At 40.4% G+C, this 21,909-nt stretch carries 18 protein-coding genes; 14 read left to right on the top strand and 4 right to left on the bottom strand.

The features are described 5' to 3' along the window. Position 1: 1 nt before the first annotated feature. Entirely contained in the window at positions 2 to 4,450 is a 4,449-nt protein-coding gene (gene gltB / locus BCU84_RS19520) for a glutamate synthase large subunit (protein ID WP_102529714.1), read from the bottom strand. Between the two features lie 516 nt (positions 4,451 to 4,966). Between gltB and BCU84_RS19515 the strand changes: the two genes are divergently transcribed. From BCU84_RS19515 to oxyR, 3 genes are all read left to right on the top strand, one after another. After that, positions 4,967 to 5,902 carry a TIGR01212 family radical SAM protein gene (locus BCU84_RS19515; protein ID WP_102529713.1) on the top strand — a complete coding sequence of 312 codons (936 nt, stop codon included), beginning with the start codon at positions 4,967 to 4,969 and terminating at the stop codon, positions 5,900 to 5,902. A 179-nt stretch (positions 5,903 to 6,081) separates the two neighbouring features. Further along, complete coding sequence (locus BCU84_RS19510) at positions 6,082 to 6,447, top strand: Hpt domain-containing protein (protein WP_102529712.1); 366 nt, start codon at positions 6,082 to 6,084, stop codon at positions 6,445 to 6,447. Positions 6,448 to 6,601: 154 nt separating this feature from the next. Beyond that, on the top strand, positions 6,602 to 7,516 hold the full coding sequence (gene oxyR, locus BCU84_RS19505) for a hydrogen peroxide-inducible genes transcriptional activator OxyR (protein WP_102529711.1): 915 nt from the start codon (positions 6,602 to 6,604) through the stop codon (positions 7,514 to 7,516). 126 nt (positions 7,517 to 7,642) lie between these two features. Here the strand turns inward: oxyR and BCU84_RS19500 are convergent, their stop codons facing one another. Beyond that, positions 7,643 to 8,728, bottom strand: coding sequence for an adenylate/guanylate cyclase domain-containing protein (locus BCU84_RS19500; protein ID WP_102529710.1), 1,086 nt, complete (start codon positions 8,726 to 8,728; stop codon positions 7,643 to 7,645). A 120-nt stretch (positions 8,729 to 8,848) separates the two neighbouring features. Beyond that, positions 8,849 to 9,517, bottom strand: coding sequence for a DNA mismatch repair endonuclease MutH (gene mutH / locus BCU84_RS19495; protein ID WP_102529709.1), 669 nt, complete (start codon positions 9,515 to 9,517; stop codon positions 8,849 to 8,851). Between the two features lie 727 nt (positions 9,518 to 10,244). Here mutH and rppH point away from each other — a divergent pair. The 9 genes from rppH (at position 10,245) to BCU84_RS19450 (ending at position 18,767) form a co-directional block, all read left to right on the top strand. After that, complete coding sequence (gene rppH / locus BCU84_RS19490; RefSeq protein WP_102529708.1) at positions 10,245 to 10,763, top strand: RNA pyrophosphohydrolase; 519 nt, start codon at positions 10,245 to 10,247, stop codon at positions 10,761 to 10,763. Between the two features lie 25 nt (positions 10,764 to 10,788). After that, positions 10,789 to 13,023, top strand: a complete 2,235-nt coding sequence (gene ptsP, locus BCU84_RS19485; RefSeq protein WP_102529707.1) for a phosphoenolpyruvate--protein phosphotransferase — start codon at positions 10,789 to 10,791, stop codon at positions 13,021 to 13,023. A gap of 30 nt (positions 13,024 to 13,053) precedes the next feature. Then, positions 13,054 to 13,857: a sulfite exporter TauE/SafE family protein gene (locus BCU84_RS19480; RefSeq protein ID WP_102529706.1), complete on the top strand. Its 804-nt coding sequence runs from the start codon at positions 13,054 to 13,056 to the stop codon at positions 13,855 to 13,857. Between the two features lie 97 nt (positions 13,858 to 13,954). After that, positions 13,955 to 14,806, top strand: a complete 852-nt coding sequence (locus tag BCU84_RS19475; RefSeq protein WP_102529705.1) for a thymidylate synthase — start codon at positions 13,955 to 13,957, stop codon at positions 14,804 to 14,806. 642 nt (positions 14,807 to 15,448) lie between these two features. Further along, positions 15,449 to 16,621 carry a Na+/H+ antiporter NhaA gene (nhaA, locus tag BCU84_RS19470; protein WP_102529704.1) on the top strand — a complete coding sequence of 391 codons (1,173 nt, stop codon included), beginning with the start codon at positions 15,449 to 15,451 and terminating at the stop codon, positions 16,619 to 16,621. A 14-nt stretch (positions 16,622 to 16,635) separates the two neighbouring features. Next, positions 16,636 to 17,025 carry a hypothetical protein gene (locus tag BCU84_RS19465; RefSeq protein WP_102529703.1) on the top strand — a complete coding sequence of 130 codons (390 nt, stop codon included), beginning with the start codon at positions 16,636 to 16,638 and terminating at the stop codon, positions 17,023 to 17,025. 27 nt (positions 17,026 to 17,052) lie between these two features. Beyond that, positions 17,053 to 17,985: a transcriptional activator NhaR gene (gene nhaR, locus BCU84_RS19460; protein WP_102529702.1), complete on the top strand. Its 933-nt coding sequence runs from the start codon at positions 17,053 to 17,055 to the stop codon at positions 17,983 to 17,985. Positions 17,986 to 18,016: 31 nt separating this feature from the next. Further along, positions 18,017 to 18,265, top strand: a complete 249-nt coding sequence (locus tag BCU84_RS19455) for a succinate dehydrogenase assembly factor 2 (protein WP_102529701.1) — start codon at positions 18,017 to 18,019, stop codon at positions 18,263 to 18,265. 76 nt (positions 18,266 to 18,341) lie between these two features. Beyond that, positions 18,342 to 18,767 (top strand): protein YgfX, encoded by a 426-nt coding sequence (locus BCU84_RS19450; protein WP_102529700.1) that lies wholly within the window; start codon positions 18,342 to 18,344, stop codon positions 18,765 to 18,767. A gap of 73 nt (positions 18,768 to 18,840) precedes the next feature. Here the strand turns inward: BCU84_RS19450 and nadB are convergent, their stop codons facing one another. After that, positions 18,841 to 20,454, bottom strand: coding sequence for an L-aspartate oxidase (gene nadB, locus BCU84_RS19445; RefSeq protein ID WP_102529699.1), 1,614 nt, complete (start codon positions 20,452 to 20,454; stop codon positions 18,841 to 18,843). A 224-nt stretch (positions 20,455 to 20,678) separates the two neighbouring features. Here nadB and rpoE point away from each other — a divergent pair, with 224 nt between their 5' ends. After that, complete coding sequence (rpoE, locus tag BCU84_RS19440) at positions 20,679 to 21,257, top strand: RNA polymerase sigma factor RpoE (RefSeq protein ID WP_102529698.1); 579 nt, start codon at positions 20,679 to 20,681, stop codon at positions 21,255 to 21,257. Between the two features lie 25 nt (positions 21,258 to 21,282). Next, a complete protein-coding gene (locus BCU84_RS19435; RefSeq protein WP_102529697.1) occupies positions 21,283 to 21,897 on the top strand; it encodes an anti sigma-E factor RseA C-terminal domain-containing protein in 615 nt (204 codons plus the stop codon). Positions 21,898 to 21,909 lie beyond the last annotated feature (12 nt).

Below are 21,909 nucleotides of genomic sequence, written 5' to 3'. Positions count from 1 at the left end.
ATTACCCCGCCTTCACAGCTAATTCCGGGCTTTTTTGCTCAATTTTAAGCAAGTCGGCAACGGCAATATTCTTAGGCTTAACTAATACAAAACAGTCTAACCAGTTTTCAAAATCACTTAGGATCATCTTGGCATGTTCACTGCCTGTGGCTTCAACATGTGCTTCAATCAGCTCTTTAAGATGCTGTTGCTGAATTTTTGATTCTAATTTTTGCGTATCAACAAGTTCCGTATTTACGCGGCGACTAAAGTGATTAAATCTGTCAAAAATGTAAGCAAAGCCACCAGTCATACCTGCGCCAAAGTTCACACCTGTTTGGCCAAGTACAACAACAATACCGCCGGTCATGTATTCACAACCGTTATCACCCACACCTTCAACAACAGCGATAGCACCAGAGTTACGTACACCAAAACGTTCACCGGCTTGACCTGCAGCATATACGCGTCCACCCGTTGCACCGTATAAACAGGTATTACCCATAATGGCACTTTGTTCACTTTGGAAAGGGCTACCGACAGGTGGATTGATAACAATCTTACCGCCAGACATGCCTTTACCGACGTAATCGTTCGCATCGCCAACCAGATTCATCTCAAGACCTGGGCTGTTCCACACACCAAAGCTTTGACCTGCACTACCGTTGAACTGTAGCGAAATTGGCTCTTTAGCACCTTTGACACCGATATTGGTAGCAATGTAACCAGAAAGCGCAGCACCGATTGAGCGGTTAGTGTTATTAATTGCGTATTGCTTGCTGAACGCTTTGCCTTCAAGGATTGCTTGAGCAGCGTCAGTGACAATTTGTAAGTTAAGTTCACCTTTATCTGATGGTGGATTTAACTCTTTCCAGGTAATTGCGCTGCCTTCCGCTACTTTAGGCTGATATAAAATAGGCGCTAAATCTAACCCAAGTTGTTTGGCTGTTTGGCCTTCAAGAGCATAGAGCCAATCAGTGCGACCGACTAAGTCTTCAAATTTAGCCACACCAAGGCTTGCCATCCATTCACGGACTTCTTGTGCTACAAACTCAAAGTAAGTAATCACTCGCTCAGGTAAGCCATGGTAATGCTTATCACGTAAGTTTTTATCTTGAGTGGCTACACCGGTTGCACAGTTGTTTAAGTGACAAATACGTAAATATTTACACCCTAACGCAATCATAGGCACGGTACCAAAACCAAAGCTTTCAGCACCTAACAAAGCAGCTTTAACAATGTCTAAGCCTGTTTTTAAACCGCCATCAACCTGTAAGCGAATTTTATGACGCAAGCCATTTTCAACCAATGATTGATGCACTTCTGCAAGACCTAATTCCCATGGAGAACCAGCATACTTAACTGAAGTGACTGGACTTGCGCCAGTACCACCGTCATAACCAGAAATGGTGATCATATCGGCATAGGCTTTTGCGACACCTGTAGCAATGGTGCCGACACCAGGCTCTGAAACGAGTTTCACCGACACGAGCGCTTTAGGGTTAATTTGTTTCAAATCGAAAATCAGCTGAGCTAAATCTTCAATTGAATAAATATCGTGATGCGGTGGCGGTGAAATCAAAGTAACGCCAGGACGTGCATGACGTAAACCTGCAATTTCAACACTGACTTTATGACCTGGTAATTGACCACCTTCACCCGGCTTAGCACCTTGGGCTACTTTAATTTGCAATACGTCAGCATTAACTAAGTAATGAGCGGTAACACCAAAGCGGCCTGATGCAATCTGTTTAATGGCTGAATTGCGCTCGCTATTAAAGCGACTGGCATCTTCACCACCTTCACCAGAGTTTGAGCGACCACCAATACGGTTCATCGCAACAGCAAGTGCTTCATGAGCTTCTGGGCTTAATGCACCGATACTCATTGCTGCACTATCGAAACGCGGGAATAGGTTTTCTGCTACTTCGACTTGTGACTCTTCAATGGCTTGGTTAGTCCCTTTAACGCCAATTAAATCACGTAATGTCGCAATAGGTCGGTCATCGACTAACGCGGCAAATTTTTTGTATTTTGGATAGTCTTGATCTTTTAGGCTCTGTTGTAGTGTATTGACTACATCAGGGTTGAAGCTGTGATATTCACCACCTTCAACATACTTCAATAAACCACCTTGCGGTAATGGCATATGGGCACGATATGCAGCGGTATGAAGTTTCTTTTGATCGGCAGCTAGATGTTCAAAGCTCGCACCTTCGATACGGCTAATAACACCTTTAAAGCAAAGTTCAATCACATCTGACGATAGACCCACTGCTTCAAATTGTTGGCTACAACGGTAAGAACCAACGGTGCTGATGCCCATCTTAGACATGATCTTACGCAAGCCTTTTTCAATGCCTTGACGGAAGTTAAGCATCAAGATGCTGTCATCTTCTACTTGGTTTTTCTTCGCCAGTGCCGAAATTGACTCGTAAGCTAAATAAGGATAAATAGCCGTCGCGCCAAAGCCGAGTAAAACAGCAAAATGATGAGGATCACGTGCTGAAGCGGTTTCAACGATAATGTTAGTATCACAACGCAAACTTTTATCAACAAGACGTTGCTGCACCGCACCTACAGCCATAGCAGCAGGAATAACCTGAACATTTTTAGCGGTTGCGCGGTCTGATAAAATCAGTAGGGTTGTGCCACTTCTTGCTAGGCGTTCTGCATCATCAGTGATGCGCTCAATCGCTTGTTGCAAGTCTTCATGGGCGTCATAGTTAAGATCAACCGTGTTAGCACGATAATAAGTGCTATCTAAGCCAAGCAATTGGTTGAAGTCACTGAATAAAAGCACTGGCGACTCGAACATCACGCGATAAGCAACACCGGTAGTTTCACAAAATAGGTTTTGCTCTCGACCAACACAAGTGGTCAATGACATTACGTGTTTTTCACGTAACGGATCAATCGGCGGGTTAGTAACCTGAGCAAACTTTTGACGGAAGTAGTCATAAAGTGAACGGGATTTTTTAGACAATACAGCCATTGGGGTATCGTCACCCATGGAGCCTGTTGCTTCTTCACCTTTACTAGCGAGTACCCAAATAACTTGTTCAAGTTCTTCACGGCTGTAACCAAATTGTTTTTGGTATTGAAGTAATACGTCAGCAGAGAAATTACTTGCACCTTGCTGAGCTGATTCAATTTGATTGGCTGGAACTAATGTACGGCTATTCTTAGCCATCCATTCTTTGTAAGGATGACGGCGCTTTAAATCGTTATCGATTTCGAATGACGAATATAGACGACCATTCATGGTATCTAAAACTAATAACTCGCCAGGGCCAACACGACCTTTCTCAACCACTTCATCTGCAGAGTAATCCCAAATGCCGACTTCTGAAGCCAGTGTTAGGATTCTGTCCTTGGTTATAACGTAACGAGAAGGGCGTAGACCGTTACGGTCGACAGCACAGGCTGCATGACGGCCATTACTCATTACAATGCCGGCAGGGCCGTCCCACGGCTCCATATGCATTGAGTTAAAGTCGTAGAATGCTTTCAACTCGTCATCCATTTCTGGATTACTTTGCCATGCTGGTGGGATCAACAAGCGCATAGCACGATAGAGATCCATCCCGCCAGATAACAGCATTTCTAGCATGTTATCTAATGACGATGAATCTGAACCTGTTTCATTTACAAAAGGGGCTGCCTGTTGTAAGTCAGGTAAAAGTGGTGAATTAAACTTGTATGCACGAGCGCGTGCCCACTGACGGTTGCCTGTGATGGTATTAATTTCACCGTTATGGGCTAAAAATCTAAACGGTTGCGCTAATGGCCATTTAGGCGATGTGTTAGTCGAAAAGCGTTGATGGAATAAGCAAATAGTACTTTTTAAACGAATATCAGCAAGGTCAGTATAAAACGAAGGCAAGTCCGCAGGCATCATTAAGCCTTTATAGACAATGACCTGACCCGATAAGCTGGCAACGTAAAAATCGTTGTCATCAACAATTTGTTGCTCAAGACGACGTCTCGCCATATATAGACGGCGTTCTAAATCTTTTTCTCGCCAGCCTACTGGCGCATTAATCAGTACCTGATAAATTTGCGGTAAACTTTTACGGCCTATTTCACCAAGTACGTCTGGATTAACTGGGACCTTTCGCCAGCCAGCGACACTCAGCGTTTCACGTTGGAGTTCTTTTTCTAAAATTGCTTTTGATGTTTCTGCTTTTACTGGATCTTGACTTAGAAACAACATACCCACTGCAAACTTGCGGCTTAAATGCCAATCGTTTTCTGTTGCAACGGCTGCAAAAAAATCTTTAGGCATCGACATTAATAGTCCACAGCCATCACCTGTGCGGCCATCCGATGCAATACCGCCACGGTGTTTCATTCTGTCTAATCCGTGGATAGCGGTACGGACAATACGATGGCTAGCATCGCCATCCATTTGGGCTATTAAACCGAAACCACAATTGTCCCGCTCAAAGCTGGGATGATATAAGCTCATACAAAAACTCCCTAAACCTAACTTAATACGACTCGGATAATGCGGAGAAGTTCTCATAGATATGCACCCGAACCACCCAAATTAGCCCGATAATGAATAAAGGTCAAACTTAAATTACTCAACAAAATGAATTGTTATTGCAATTACAAATGTTAAAAAAAAGCTTGTTGACGTTAACGTAAACTGTGGTTTTGTTCGTATAACCTTATGAATAAAAAGAATTTTAAAAGTCACTAAAAAGTTTTGTTACTTTTCGTTAACACTTGGGTCTAATTGATTTAGTTTTATAAATAGTGAATTTATTTTCAAGTACAGTGTTAATTAACTATTTGGTCAATTTGAATATAAATTCACTTGAGAATAATAAAATTGACACAGGGATATCTAAATTTGTAACCCAGAATTTTACCTGTGGATAAATCAATCAATTTATCTAACCATTTATTGATATAGCACCAAGTTTTAATCTCCTAAGCCGATTACTATCTGCCACTTTTTTGAGTTCGAGGACACATTGTGGGTTTAGATGATTACGTAAATACATTCGGCGCTGTGTGCAAAAAGCAATACGGTGGCAGGATCAGAAAACTTACAATTGATGCTAAATTCACCTGTCCAAATCGGGATGGTACATTAGGTAAAGGTGGCTGTACTTTTTGTAATGTTTCATCTTTTAGTTATGAGCAGGGAACAGAAGCCAGTATCTCAGATCAGCTTTCTCAAGGTAAGCAACGTTCGGTGCTTGCTAATGCCCCAGTTTCTACCTCTAAATATATAGCTTACTTTCAGGCTTACACAAGTACCTATGATGAATATCAGGTTTTAAAGCAGAAATATGATGAAGCAATAAAAGATGCAGACATCGTGGGGCTTCATATTGGGACACGCCCTGACTGCGTACCTGATGATATTCTTGATTTACTGGTGAGTTATCAAAATAAAGGCATCGAGGTTTGGTTAGAGTTAGGTTTACAGACTGCTAATGATGAAACATTGAAAAAGATAAATCGTGGCCATGATTTTTCTGCTTATCGAGATACTGTGAAACGGGCTCGAGAAAGAGGAATAAAAGTATGCGCTCATTTAATTTTGGGGTTACCGAGCGAAGATTATCAAGATTATTTAAATAGTTTACAGCAGGTTATCAGTACCGGTGTTGATGGCATCAAATTACATCCCTTGCATATAGTCGAAGGTAGTGTAATGGCCAAAACGTGGCGCCATAAAGGAATGGCGTTACTGTCTCAAGAGGATTACGCCCATTATGCCAGTGAACTGATAAGAAATACCCCTAAAGAGATAATATTTCATCGTGTTACCGCCTATGCTAAGAAACCGATGTTACTGGCACCTGATTGGTGCGCATTTAGATGGGATGGCCTGGTATCAATTGTCAAAAACTTAGCTGAAAATGGTGGTCAAGGCCATTATGTTCCCTCTGTAACAGTTTAAAAAGTAACCGTATTGCATATTTCTTAGTGTTTTATATGGGGTGATTTTAAATATTTGTTAATTTTTTGTAGTTTTTTATCTAAAAATAGACTTGAAAAGCGTGGAATTGTTGCATAGGCAATTATTGCGAGTATTATAAATTCCAATTTTACAGTTATGAATTTGAAAGAGGTGCCACAATGGCCACAGTTCAGCTAGAGTCTATCTTGGATCTCAATACTTTAGAGCAATATTGTAGTGCTATTGGTGCAGGTACTTTATTAAAAAGCGTCGTATTATTTGAGCAATTAATGCCTGAGTATGTGGGCAGCTTAGTAAAAGCCAATGAAGTAAATGATAAAGATACTTTGTGTGCAGAAGCGCATAAATTTAAAGGTGCTGCTGGTTCAGTAGGTTTAAAGCGTATTCAACAATTTGCACAACTTTTACAGCACGGTGAAGAATCAAGCTGGGAAACTGAGCATAACGCTTGGTTAGCTGAGATTGTTAAGCATGCAAGTGCTGATCTACAGCAATTAAAAGAATTTCTTGAAGCAAAAGCTTAATCGTTTTTGTTGAGTTAAAAGTCCCGTAAGGGACTTTTTTTTGGACATTTTTTAGTAAATGTTCATTATGAGTCGTTGATCGTGTACTGAAGATTGTTATTTCAGGTGAGTTAATTCATTATTTAAATGAAATCTTAATAGGGTAATCGATTAAATGAAAAACCTGCCAAGTCTTAAAAACTTATTTTATCTGGTTAACTTGCATCAAGAACAAAACTTCAATCGTGCTGCTAAGTCTTGTTTTGTAAGTCAATCGACTTTATCAAGTGGCATTCAAAATCTTGAAGAGCAATTGGGTTATCAACTGATAGAGCGGGATCATAAATCATTTATGTTCACTGCCATTGGTGAGGAAGTGGTAGAAAGAGCACGTAAGCTACTTACTGATGTCGATGACCTTGTTGAGTTAGTTAAAAATCAAGGTGAGCCAATGACGGGAGAGATCCGACTGGGTTGTATTCCGACGATTGCGCCATTTCTTCTGAGTCGAGTGGTCAAGCAATGCCAGCAAGATTATCCCCAACTGAGCTTATTATTAAAAGAAGACACCACTGAAAGCTTATTGGATTCATTGGGTAAAGGTGAGCTGGACTTACTAATTTTAGCTTTACCTGTTGATACAACTGGTTTTCATAGCATGAAAGTAGGGATAGACCCCTTTAAAATGGTGGTACATGAAGAGCTTTCTGATGGCATTATGACGCCCATTGATTACCAGAAAATGCCAGACGAAAGTATTTTCTTATTGCAAAGTGAGCATTGCATTACGGGCCATGCCATCACGGCTTGTCAGTTAGGTAATAGTGCTAAAATCAACCCATTTGCAGCAACTAGCTTGCACACGTTAGTGCAGATGGTCGACAGTAAACTAGGCACCACATTTTTACCGCAAATGGCGATTGATGCCGGTATTTTGAATGATACTGAACTGAATATCATGAACCCACCGGGTGAGGCACCTTACCGTGATATTGGCTTGGTATGGCGTCAAACAACCAGTCGCATCAGTACATTTAGAACATTAGGCTTAATGCTAGAGTCACTGTTAAGTGATAAAAAGAATGATTAATTGAAATCTCTGTGACTAGAAATTATTAAGCCTTGAAGCATTGTTTCAAGGCTTTTTTATTTGTAAAAATGAAAAATGGTTTGTAGTTCGAGGAGTTACATAGGCTAAGTAACTCTTTACATAGAATTAAGCTGGAGGTGGGACTTTTTTAGGTGTGACACCGTACACTTCAATCTCGTGTTGTTTGCCTTTGAGTTTCATAGCGCCAAGATCGGCTAAATCAAATTGACTATCATGCCTTGCAAGTCGGTGAGCAACTTCACCTGAAATCAACATGCGTTGACCGAGCGGATTACACTGATCTTGCAGTCTAGCAAGTGTGTTAAGCACGTCACTAAAGAAGCTAATTTCTTGTTTTTGTACACCCACAACGGCAGCAACAACTTGTCCACAATGGGCCGCAGCTTTGAACTTAGGGACAAAGCCGTAATGCTCTTCAAAATAAGGTCGGTGCCAATTAAGTTGCTGGCTGAACTCATAATAAATGTTCATACAGCGATCTTCTTTAATGCCTTCTTCAAGTGGCCAATGGATTAATACTGCATCGCCCATATAGCGATATATCTCAGCATCATTATTGGTTACGGTATCCGCTAACATGCTAAAGCTATCTTGGATTAATCGACTGAATCGATAATCGCCTAATGTTTCTGCATGGGACGTAGATGAAACCATATCGACAAAGAGAAATAATCGATGTTCGTATCGGGGTTGGTGATACTTACCTAAACCAATATTCAGTAATACGCGAGGGCCGACTAACAGCGCCATTTGTTCAACAAATGCTAGGCCTACTCTAACAGCCACTAAGTAGATGACTAAGGCTTGAAAAGAGGGGCTGTATAAAATGTGCGCAGTGAGCATTTGCCGTAAAGTGACAAGATGGTTCTCAATAGCCCACATATTCAAAAACTGTGTCACATAAGCTAATGTCATTGCACCAAGCAATAAAAATAACCCTTTGAATATCACTGAGAAAATATAGGGGAGGCGACTGATTGCACTGAAATCAGCAATGAGATTAGACATCCAATGTAAACAACCAAAAACAAAGCCCATGAAAATAGCCAGAGTCGCGAGATCTGATTTTCCTATGGCCCATTGTGGCAGTTCGGGAGCTTGTGAATATCGAAAAAATACAAATGCGCCCATGGCTGCACACCATGCAACTATTGCAAATAGTAGTTTTCTCGTCTGTCGACGTGCTTTCACTGGTTTATATCTAATCCGTTGATATTTGAAGACAGGCTAGTTTATAGAAAATTCCCATACTTGTCATAGTGGTATTTAAATTAGTTTTGATTTCTTTTTTTATGTTGGCTTTATGTGATCTTAGTTGAAGGCGTTTGTTAGTATTTGGTGGGTGAAGTTGATCTTTAAATAGAAGCCACGAGGATTTGAGAGCTTTACTGTGCCATCTTCGGCAATTGATTCTGTTAATGCTTTGCTATTGGCAGCTTTTGGACGCAATTGTAATACCTCTCCATGGCGAGCCGTTACCTTGTCAACTTTACCCATGGCAATTAATTCCATTATTTCTTCCCAGTCTTGCTGTAGCGCATGTGCTTCATTCGCATTAGGTCGCCATAATACAGGTGAACCAATTCTTCTTTCCCCTACAGGAATGCTTCTGTCACCTTCTACAGGGATCCACAATACTTGGCTTAACTTATGACAAACAACACTTTGTTCCCAAGTCAGACCTTGGATATTCGTTAGTGGGGCTACGGTCACGTAAGTTGTTTCAATGGGGCGTCCATTATTATCGATAGGAATGGTTTTTAGCTCTACACCCAAGTGTAAAAAGTCTTGCTGGGGTTTAGATCCCGCTGTTGCGCCTAATTCCATTTCTATTAATTGTCCAATCCAACCCTTATCACGTTTAAGGTTAGCGGGTACTGGGGTGTTATGCTCCATGGCAACATCGCCTAACGTTACCCCTGCCATATCGTTTGCTCTTTGCATTAACTCTTCAATGGTATTGGGCTGGCTATTCATCATAAAGCGTCTTTTAGATTGAAAATAATGGATGATGAAGTGTACTTGTTTATCTATTTATTCGCAGCATTTGTATGTGGTTAAAAAACGCTCACACTGTTTAGTGAGAGTTATTCACTAAGAACGATTTTAATAATGATATGAAAATTAACAGTTTTTTTTGAGATTGGTTAGTTTTTTTAACCATAAGCTAAAGTTACTCTCGTTTTGCACTAACCTTTCACACATAGTTATCCACAGATTTGATGAATAACTTTATTAAAAGCATGCTTAGCGGATATAAAATTGTTCGTCAATGGCAGAAAATCGCTTTATTTTATTATTTTTAAAATATTGTTCTTATTTTTTGTGTATAACTTAAAACGCTATGGAAACTATAAATGGCAAACACGTCAACTGGTTAAATATTGTTCTTTTTGCTTTGTGGAGTTATAGTTTACTAATGCCTTATTGTTTAAGTTTATGAAATTAAAGGTTTAAATTGTTCGTTTATCTTTGGTTTTTTAATTTATTTTCCTCGTTTAATTTACTTCAATTACACTTGTTTCAGAGTTTCGAACAGAGATATCCACAGATTTTGTGGATAATGTCGGGTTAACATGCCTTCATCTGTTGATAAAAGAATAAAACTGAGCGATTTATCCAAAGACGCGGTGTAAATCCTTGTTTGCCCGTAGGCAAGCTTTGTGAAACAATCTAGTCATTAATTTGTAGTGTAATTGGAGTCCATGTGATTGATAGCGACGGCTTTCGCGCAAATGTGGGCATTATTATCTGTAACAAATATGGTCAAGTTATGTGGGCCAGACGGTTTGGACAACATTCATGGCAATTTCCTCAAGGTGGCGTAGATGATGGTGAAAGCCCAGAAGAAGCTATGTATCGAGAGTTGTATGAAGAAGTGGGTCTGAAACCTGAAAATGTGCAAATTTTAACGTCAACACGTTCATGGTTAAGATATCGTTTACCAAAAAGATTGATCAGACAGGAAAGCAAACCTGTGTGTATTGGCCAAAAACAAAAGTGGTATTTATTACAGCTCAAAGATAGCGATGACAGTATTAATCTCAACTCATGTGGTCATCCTGAGTTTGATGACTGGCGTTGGGTGAGTTATTGGTACCCTGTAAGGCAAGTAGTTTCTTTCAAACGTGATGTTTATCGTAAAGTAATGAAAGAGTTTGCTTTCACCACATTGGCATTTCAAGGGCGTGAGCCTAGCCGAAAAAGAGGTCGACATCGCAGCTAATTAGCGTTTAAAGAGGGCAAGGAAAGTGTTAAACACGCTCAGGGATATCACTCAAGCTGTTGCAGGAGCCAGCAGCCTTGAATCAGCATTAAATGTGTTAGTGTCGCAAACTAAGTTAGCGATGCAAACACAATGCTGCTCAATCTATATTCTTGAGCAACAACATCTTGTGCTTTCTGCAACCGATGGACTTGCTAGTGCAGCCATCAATAGTGTAAAAATGCCTTTATCTGAAGGATTAGTTGGCTTAGCTGCTGAAAAGGAAGAAGCAGTTAATCTTGCCGATGCAAAGTCTCATCATCGTTTTAAATTTTTCCCAGAAGTTGAAGAAGAAGAGTATCGTGCTTTTCTTGCTGTGCCGATCATTTTTCAAAAGCAAGTCGTCGGGGTTATCGTGGTGCAACAGCCACAGCCAAGACAATTTAGTGAAAATGAAGAAGCTTTTTTAATGACACTTGCCGCGCAACTAGCCGTTGTGGTGCGCAGCTTAAAAAATAAAGCGGCTATCAGTAACGTTCAGCAGCAAGTTGTGTTTAAAGGCACAAGCGCATCTAAGGGCATTGCAATCGCAGATGCGTTTGTTTTAGGTGGCGAAATCTCGCTAGTTCAAGATGAGCGTAAATCTTCTGATACTGAAAAAGAGTTACAAAGATTAAAGACCGCGATGCAGCGCTGTAGTGACATTATTAGCACATTGTCTCAACGTTTTGATCGCGAAAAAGTAGACGATATCGCTTCGATATTTTCAGCTTTGCAACTACTACTCAATGAAGCAAGTTTAGGTGGCGAATACTTACGTGAAGTAGAACAAGGCTGGCAAGCAGAGTCTGCAGTAAGCCGTGTGTCAATGCGTTATATTGAGCAATTCATGGCAATGGAAGATCCTTACCTTAAGGAAAGAGCCAGTGATATCCGTGAATTAGGCCAAAAGGTACTTCGCCAACTTATTGAGCCTGATAAATTAGACCTAGCCCCTGCAAAACCCGTTATTTTAGTCGCTAAAGAAGTCGATGCCACGTTATTGGCTGAGTTTCCGCGTGGAAAACTCGCAGGTATTGTGACCGAACTTGGCGGCGTGAACGCCCATGCAGCAATTCTTGCTCGCGCTTTGGGTGTTCCCGCAATTGTGGGTGCTGATCAAGTACTAGCTGCTAACATTGATGATAAAAAACTCGTTTTAAATGCCAACAGTGGCCAGCTGTTGGTCGATCCATCAGATGCAGTGCTTCACGAGTATTACACGCTCATTTCAGAAAACCAGGCGCAGCAACGTCAGTTCTCTGCTGAGTTATCTTTACCAGCACAAACACTCGATGGTCACCGTATACAGTTGTATCTCAATGCAGGTTTATTAAGTGGCTTGAGTACTGATATGGCAGAAGGGGCTGATGGCATTGGGCTGTACCGTACTGAAATTCCTTTTATGTTGCATCAGCGCTTTCCAAGTGAAGTAGAACAGGTGCATGTCTATAAACAGGTTTTGTCAGCTGCTCGCGATAGACCTGTCGTCATGCGTACTCTTGATGTTGGCGGCGATAAACCGTTACCTTATTTCCCGATTAACGAAGATAATCCATTTTTGGGTTGGCGCGGCATTCGATTATCTTTAGATCACCCAGAATTGTTTTTAATGCAATTGCGCGCAATGCTAACCGCTAATGCAGATTCTGCACAGTTGCAAATCTTACTGCCAATGGTCAGTAATCTAGATGAAATTGATCGTACTTTACTGTATCTAGAGCAGGCTTTTAGTGAGATTACTGAAGAATTAAATAGAAGTATTCCTAAGCCTAAAATCGGCGTCATGTTAGAAGTCCCTTCATTATTATTCCAATTAGAAGATGTTGCCAAGCGTGTCGATTTTGTGTCTGTGGGCAGTAATGATTTAACCCAATATTTACTTGCAGTAGATAGAAATAATCCCAGTGTTAGCCCTTTGTTTGATAGTTTTCATCCTGGGGTATTAAGAGCGTTAAAATGGACGATTACCGATTGTAATCGCTATCGTTTAGATGCCAGTATTTGTGGCGAGTTAGCTGGAGAGCCCATGGGCGCTTTGCTATTAGTTGCAATGGGATACCAAAAGTTGAGTATGAACCAAGGCAGTATCGCAAGGATCAACTACTTACTAAGACGAATTGATAAGCAGTCTCTTGAACTGTTATTAGATAAAGCACTGACTTTATCTAATGGAGAACAGGTACGCCTCTTACTCAACGAATACCTTAATGAACACGATTTAATATCAATCTTGCATTAAGTTCTGCTTTTACACGGATAAGGTTTTACTGTGGACAATATTTTATTGGTTTTTTCTATATGCCTAGTACTTGGCGGCTTCGTAGGTTTTATGGCTGGGTTACTGGGGATCGGTGGCGGCTTAATTATTGTCCCAGCACTTATATATCTCTTGCCATGGGTCGGTGTTGAATCAAGCCAACTCACCCATGTAGCTATTGCGACTTCACTCGCTTCGATCATTTTAACCTCGCTTTCTTCTGCTGTTGCGCATAATAAAAGAGGCAATGTGCCTTGGACGCTGTTTAAACCTATGTTGCCAGGTATATTAATTGGCGCACTAGCTTCAGGTTTTATCTCTGAACAAATTGCTTCTGATGATCTGCAACGTGCTTTTGCCGTGTTTGTAGTGTTAATGGCAATACAAATGGCATTTCCCTTTAAACCTAAAGCGAATAAACAAACACCGAAGTTTGTGGTGCTATTTTTAGTTTCCACATTAATAGCCATCATTGCTGGGTTAATGGGAATTGGTGGCGGTGTTTTACTGGTACCTTTTTTAACTTTTTGTGGTTTGCAAATGCGGCAAGCGGTTGGATTTTCATCTGTGACAGGTTGTTTGATAGCAATATCAGGTACAACAGGCTACATCATCGCCGGTATGAAGGTTACTGATTTGCCTGAAGGGACATTTGGCTTTATTTATCTTCCCGCATTGGCAGGGATTATTATCAGTTCAATGTTAATCGCGCCATTGGGTGTTAAAGCTGCAAGTACTTGGCCTACACCAATTTTAAAGCGAGTTTTTGCCGGGCTTTTGATGATTGTTGGAATAAAAATGGCTTTATCGGTGTAGATTTATTGGTATCATTGTTTTTTGCCGACAGTCCCTATGTGAACGTCACTTTTGACATTTGTTGGTGGGTTGAACCTTATAATAATAGGAATGAAGAATGCGTCAGTATTTAGATCTTTGTCAGAACATCGTCGATAACGGTCATTGGATTGAAAACGAACGAACAGGAAAGCGCTGTTTAACCGTGATTAATGCTGATTTGCAATATGACGTCAAGAATAACCAATTTCCTATTATTACAACTCGAAAAAGTTATTGGAAGTCTGCAATTGCAGAGCTAATTGGCTATATCAGAGGTTATGATAGTGCCGCTGATTTTCGTGCTTTAGGAACCAAAACTTGGGACATGAATTCGAATGATAATCAGAGTTGGCTAGCTAACCCACATCGTAAAGGGGAAGACGATATGGGTCGTGTGTATGGCGTTCAAGGCCGTCGCTGGCAGAAAACCTCTGGTGGTACTGTTGATCAACTAGCTAAAATCGTTGATAACTTATCTAAAGGTGTGGATGACCGTGGTGAAATTATCACATTCTATAACCCTGGTGAATTTGATATGGGCTGTTTGCGTCCATGCATGCACACTCACACCTTTTCATTATTAGGCGACACGCTTTATTTAACCAGCTACCAGCGTTCTTGTGATGTGCCGCTTGGACTCAACTTTAATCAAATTCAAGTTTATACCTTCCTTGCGTTGATGGCGCAGATTACTGGCAATAAGCCTGGAATGGCTTATCACAAAATTATCAATGCTCATATCTATGAAGACCAATTAGACTTAATGAAAAATGAGCAATTGACGCGTGAACCTTTCCCGTCACCACAACTTAAGATTAATCCTAAGATTAAAACCCTGAAAGATCTTGAAACTTGGGTAACAATGGATGATTTTGAAGTGGTGGGCTATCAACACCATGAAGCGATAAAATATCCCTTCTCAGTATAGTTAGCGAAATGCTTCCATAGCCAAAAATTAAATATCTAAGACTGATGAACTCATTTTAAATGGGTTCATTCATTTAAAATCATTAGTGCTAATACTGACCAAGTAGCACTTAACTTGTGCTTCTATGTCAACAAAAAATAAGTCATCTACATTTGATGCCTAAATGTATCGCGTGAAAGATGGCTTTTCCCAACAAAGTAACCTAAGTGAAAAATAACAAGCCTTAGCTCTCAGCTAAAAGATGATCGTTTTCTTAAAATATTTTAATAGTTATGCAATCAGTTTTAGTTAGTATTAAATGTGGCTAAAACCACAAGCTATATTGCACTAGTCTAATATTCTTGTGTAAAAACTAAACTAGCGTATTGTTATTTTATTAGTTACTAATTCAGTTAATTGTATTTAATTTCGTCAAGCGCACGATTATTGCTCAGTTAAATAAATATGCGCTTATTTCTGTTTTGTGTGCAAACTTCCGCTCAAACGTAGATCTGAGTCTCAATTGGCTTTCATGTTGTGACTTGGTGCTGTAAAAGTTGATTAACACATCGGAAAAGCCGAGCTATAAGAGCGAAACTAACGATTATGATTGTTTGAAAAAATCCGATAGACTGATAATAATTGTTTTTTATGGAGTTATATATGGAACGTGCAATTAAGAATTTCTTAAGTCAAGAATCTGCAGGGGGTATCATTTTAATGATCTCTGTAGCACTGGCTATGATAATGGCAAATTCGCCATTAGCGGGTTTATACAGTGGTTTCCTTGATACAGAAGTCCAAGTGCGTGTGGGTTCATTAGATATTGATAAGCCATTATTATTATGGATTAACGACGGACTAATGGCTCTATTCTTCTTACTTATTGGTTTAGAAGTAAAGCGTGAACTATTAGAAGGTGCACTTTCAAGTGTTGCCAAAGCATCTTTACCTACTTTTGCTGCTATCGGCGGCATGGTATTCCCTGCTTTATTCTATCTGGCATTCAACTATTCAGATCCTGTGACGCAAGTTGGTTGGGCAATTCCTGCTGCGACTGATATTGCATTTGCTCTAGGTATTATGGCTTTATTAGGCAGCCGTGTTCCTGTTGCACTGAAAGTGTTCTTATTAGCGTTAGCTATTATGGATGATTTAGGTGTGATCGTGATTATCGCTCTGTTCTACAGTGCTGATTTATCAATGACGAGCTTAATCGTTGCAGCAATTTCAATTTCATTGATGGTTGCATTGAATCGTAAGGGCGTTAGTTCATTAATCCCATACGGTTTATTAGGTGTGATTCTATGGGTTGCTGTTCTTAAATCTGGTGTGCATGCGACATTAGCAGGTGTGATTATTGCTTTCTGTATTCCTTTACGTGCTAAAGATGGGTCTTCACCATCTGAACACTTAGAGCATAGCTTACACCCATGGAGCACATTCTTCATTTTACCTGTGTTCGCATTTGCTAATGCTGGATTATCGCTATCAGGAATGAGCATCACTTCATTGGCTGAGCCTGTAACTATCGGTATTATCCTAGGTCTGCTGCTTGGTAAGCCAGTAGGTGTATTATTGTTCAGTTATACTGCTGTAAAACTAAAATGGGCTGAACTACCACCTGGTATTACTTGGAATCAAATTATTCCAGTCTCTATCATGTGTGGTATTGGTTTCACAATGTCAGTGTTTATTTCTTCACTTGCATTCGAATCAGCCCCTGAGCATTTTGGTGACTTTGCCCGTTTAGGTATTCTAATGGGATCTATGCTAGCTGCTGTTATTGGTTATGTATGGCTTGATAAAGTGCTTCCTAAAGCTAAAGCAAAATAGGGCTGGTGCAAATAATGAAAATAAAACTGTTGATGTTAGCTCTAGCAATGGGCGTGGTTACCATGCCAGCCCAAGCTACTTCGTTTAACGTATGTCAAACAAGCGTTGAATCAAACGAATGTAAAAGCTATTTAGATGGCGTTGTTGATGGTGCTTTGATGTATCACACTGATGCGTCAGGTAGTCGTTTAGAAGCTGATGATGGATATGAGTCTCGTGCACTTAAGTATCGAGCTGGTAAGCGTTATCAAGAGGCTAACCGCAGTTTTTGTGCTGACAGAAAACCGCATAAAGATGATATCGTTTTAGCTATTCAGGAACAAACTGCTGCTAAAAACGTTAACAACTTAAGCGAGTTGTCGATATTAATTGATAGCTTGTTGGACTGTCAGCGATTAAAATAAACCATCTTTCTTAGCTGGTTTATATGCATGCAACATTTAAATTATAACCATCTATATTATTTTTGGATGGTTAGAAAAAAAGGTTCGGTGGCTAAGGCCGCCGAAGCTTTATGTCTCGCTCCGCAAACGATTACAGGTCAAATTCGCGCTTTAGAAGAACGCCTAAATGGCAGTTTATTCAATCGCGTAGGCCGTTCATTAGAACCCACCGAATTAGGCGAATTAATTTTTCGCTATGCTGATAAAATGTTTAGCCTCAGCTATGAGATGCTAGATTTATTGGCTTATCATAAAGATGAATCAATATTATTTGAAGTTGGGTTTGCTGCAGCTTTGTCTAAAGCTTTAGCTAGCCGTGTGCTGTTAACAGTGATCCCTAATGATGGCTCAATGCATTTGAGTTGTTATGAATCTACCCATGAAAACTTGATTCAGCGCTTACGTGAACACAAATTAGATATGATTTTGTCTGACTCAGCAGGTGAATCACTTAAATATCCTGAGATTTTATCTAAGAAGCTCGGTGAGTGTGGTATTAGTTTTTTTGCTGCTTCAAAACCCTCATTAGATTTCCCTGCATGCTTAGAACAAGAAAAGCTATTAATCCCTGGTAAGCGGACATCTCTTGGGCAGCAGCTACATAGATGGTTTGCTGAAAAAAACCTCGATGTAAGCATATTAGGTGAGTTTGACGATGCAGCGATGATGAAAGCGTTTGGACTGTTTAAGCGTGGTATATTTGTTGCTCCATCAATTTATCGTCATGATATACTCTCACAAGGTATGGTTTTAATTGGTGAAACAGACGATATTAAAGAAGAATATCACGTTATGTTTGCCGAACGGATGATCCAACACCCGGCAGTTAAGCGGTTATTAGAAACTGATTTTACTGATTTGTTCGCAGGTGTTGATCCACAGGTACAAGATGTTGAACACCGTAGTTCACATCAAAGATAAAATATCCTCAGAAGATGTTAGGAGAAGTGCATTGGAATTAATGAATATTGCTAGAGTTCGCTGGGCATGTCGTAGAGGGATGCTCGAGTTAGATGTCCTGTTTCAGCCTTTTGTAGATGCACATTACGAAGCGCTTTCTGATATTGATAAACAAACCTTTATTGATCTACTCGCTTGTGAAGACCCAGAGCTATTTGCATGGTTTATGGGCCATGAAGTGTGCCCTAATAACGCGATGGCTGAAATGGTAATTACAGTACGTGGCCGTCCTCAGCCTTAACTGTTTCAATAAAAATAGAATCTCTATTTTGCCTATCTTCTTAATGCTGTATCAAGCAAGAAATGGCGCTTAACCTGTGCATGTAACTTTAAGCGCCTCTTTTAACCAGTTCCTCTCTCATATTGTCCTCATTTGTGTTTGCTTAACCAGTTTTCTGTTGTGGCCTGTAAGCCACTTTGTTGGTTTGAGTATATTGCGTGGTTTAACCTTGTTAGCGGTCACAGCCTTCTTCATTTGGCATATAAACCAGCTTAGGCGGCAACGTTGTGATTTATACCTTTCTGAAACGGGAGATGGAACACTTGATCATGATGCTTTTGTCGTTTGGCGCTCAGCTATCGTGACAGTGTTTGCTTGTGTGATATTTATTGAGTTTGAATCATCAAGTTCAAAAAAGAAGAAAAGGCAATTGTTGATAGTGTGGAGCGACATGCTCACGGATAAAGATTACCGACAACTTTGTCGGCAATTAAACAAACTTAAACGAAATCAAGACAATTAATATTGCTAGCGCAATGATCAAATTATAGCTCCTGACATTTCTCAGGAGCTATCTCAATCGTCTTTATCAATCGTTATCTTTCAGGTTGTAAGATGGTCGGCTGTGGATTTTCTAATTGTTCCGGATAATCAGCATTATAGTGCAACCCTCGACTTTCCTTTCGCTCCATTGCGCAGCGAATAATTAATTCAGCCACTTGAACCAAGTTCCTTAATTCCAGTAAGTTATTACTGACTCGGAAGTTGCTGTAATACTCTTGGATCTCTTGTTGCAACATAGCGCAGCGACGTAAAGCACGCTCTAAGCGTTTGTCGGTTCTTACAATACCGACATAATCCCACATGAATAATCTCAGTTCGTGCCAGTTATGGGCAATGACGACTTCTTCATCTGAGTTGCTCACTTTACTTTCATCCCAATGAGGGACAGGGCCAGGCGTTGGGATTTTTGTTAATAAGCTTTCTATGTCATGTGCAGCCGCGCGTGCAAAGACGAGGCATTCCAATAATGAATTACTTGCTAGACGGTTTGCACCATGAAGACCTGTATAAGCCACTTCGCCAATGGCGTATAAGCCATTAATGTCAGTTTGACCATGTAAGTCAGTCATGATCCCACCACAAGTATAATGCGCAGCAGGCACCACTGGAATTGGGTCTGTAGTGATATCTATGCCAAATTCTAAACAGCGTTTATGAATCGTAGGGAAGTGCTTTATCACGAAATCTGCAGGTTTATGGCTGATATCAAGATATAAACAGTCTGCACCTAAGCGCTTCATTTCATAATCGATGGCCCGTGCGACGATATCACGAGGCGCAAGCTCGGCTCTCTCGTCAAACTCTGGCATAAACCGACTACCATCGGGACGTTTAAGGTATGCTCCTTCGCCGCGTAATGCTTCAGTTAATAAGTAATTACGCGCATCTGCATGGTATAAACAGGTTGGATGAAATTGATTAAATTCCATATTGGCTACACGACAACCCGCGCGCCAAGCCATAGCAATACCATCGCCGCTGGCAATATCAGGGTTAGAAGTATACTGATAAACTTTTGAACTACCGCCTGTAGCGATTGCAACAAACTTTGCAGTGACAGTTTCTACATGCTCAGCGTCTCGATTCCAAACGTAGGCACCGACAACGCGGTTACCCGGTCGGTTTAATTTACGAGTCGTAATAAGGTCAATTGCATTATAACGCTCTAAGACTTGGATGTTTGGATGCGCTAATGCTTGATCTTGTAAAGTCGTTTGCACCGCTTTGCCTGTGGCATCAGCAGAATGCAAAATTCGACGATGGCTATGTCCGCCTTCGCGCGTAAGATGATAAGGCGCTGTGCTTTGATCGCCGTCAGGAGTTTCTTCCTTATCAAAAGCGACACCACATTGAATTAGCCATTTCATTGAAGCTTTGGCATTTTCGGCAGTATAAGTCACCACTTCTTTGTCACAAAGGCCCGCACCAGCAATCAAGGTGTCGCTTACATGGGACTCAATTGTATCCGATTCATCAAATACAGAAGCGATTCCGCCTTGGGCATAGTAGGTTGAGCCTTCAGCTAACGGCCCTTTAGAAAGAAGAATAACTTTAGACTTTTCAGCTAGATGGAGTGCCAGCGTTAACCCGGCTGCGCCACTACCTATAACCAAAATATCAGATTGGTGTTCAACTGCTTGTTTCATAAGGTATCATGGGTGACTTAATATGGTTCTATAATGGTAAAACAAAACCGCTTTATTGGGTACTGAGACATTACTATTAAGCGATATTTAACCATTTTTTATAAAAAATTAAATTTTTTTCATTCAATATCGAACTTTTTCAAAGCATGCGAGTCTACTTTATTGTGAATATGATTCGAGCGACTGAGAAATCAGTATTATAGATTTAGGAGTAGTCGGCTCGGATGAGTGGACAAATAAGTGATCAACAGTTAGTTGAGCGTGTACAACGCGGTGACAAAAACGCATTTAATCTGTTAGTTCAGAAGTACCAAAATAAAGTAATGAGCTTGATATCACGTTATATTCGAAATCAAGCTGACATCGCCGATGTGGCACAAGAAGCCTTTATTAAAGCTTATCGTGCATTACCTAATTTTCGTGGTGAAAGCGCGTTTTACACTTGGTTGTACCGAATTGCAGTAAACACTGCAAAAAACCATTTGGTTTCTCAGAGCAGAAAAACACCGGCTAACAGTGTTGATGCAGAAGAAGCTGAATACTACGAAGGCAGTGATGCGTTAAAAGAATTTGCATCTCCAGAACGTTTAGTTTTGTCGGATGAAATTAATAAGGTGATTTTTGAAACCTTAGAAACGTTGCCAGAAGAATTGAAGATTGCAATATCACTTCGTGAACTTGATGGTATGAGTTACGAAGATATTGCCAATATCATGGATTGTCCTGTTGGAACGGTAAGATCAAGAATCTTCCGAGCTAGGGAATCAATCGATAAAAAACTCCAGCCTTTGCTGGAACAGTAATAGTCTTTATTGACACAGGTGAAAAATGCTTAAATCAGGTCAAGAATGGGTTTCATCAGCAGTTGACGGCGAAGTAGATGCTAAAACATTAGCGGAACTGTCAGCAGACGAAAACTCACACAAACAGTGGCAAAACTATCATATGATTGGTGATGCTATGCGTGGTGAGTTACCGCAGACAATTGATTTAGATCTTACTGCAAACATTGCAGCAGCAATTGAGTTAGAACCTGCGATTATCGCGCCTCAAACTGAAACTACGTCAACTCATGATGCCAAAGTGGCTACTACTGAGACTAAGAAAGACAATGTTGTGCCTTTCTTTAAGCAATTTGGCCAATATGCAATTGCTGCTACTGTCGCTATGGTTGCTATTGTCGGTGTACAAAATTACGGTCAAGACCAAAACGCTGATTCACCATTACCTGTGTTAAACACGCGTCCATTAGTGGGTACCGCTTCTCCTGTGAGTTTACAAACTGGCGCAGTGCAGAATCAATCTAGCGTTAGTAATGACAATGTTGTTGAGCAACGTCGTAGAATTAATTCTTATATTCAAGACCATATGCTACAACAAAGGTTGAATTCAGGTGTCGTTGTGCAGCACAATGACGCTATTGAACAAAACGTTAATAAATAATTTGGAGTTAGC

Source organism: Shewanella sp. 10N.286.51.B7 (genome assembly GCF_002873615.1).
GTDB classification, from domain to species: Bacteria; Pseudomonadota; Gammaproteobacteria; order Enterobacterales; family Shewanellaceae; genus Shewanella; species Shewanella electrodiphila.
Note: the sequence above shows the minus strand (reverse complement) of the source record. Positions and strands in the feature narration are given on the sequence as shown.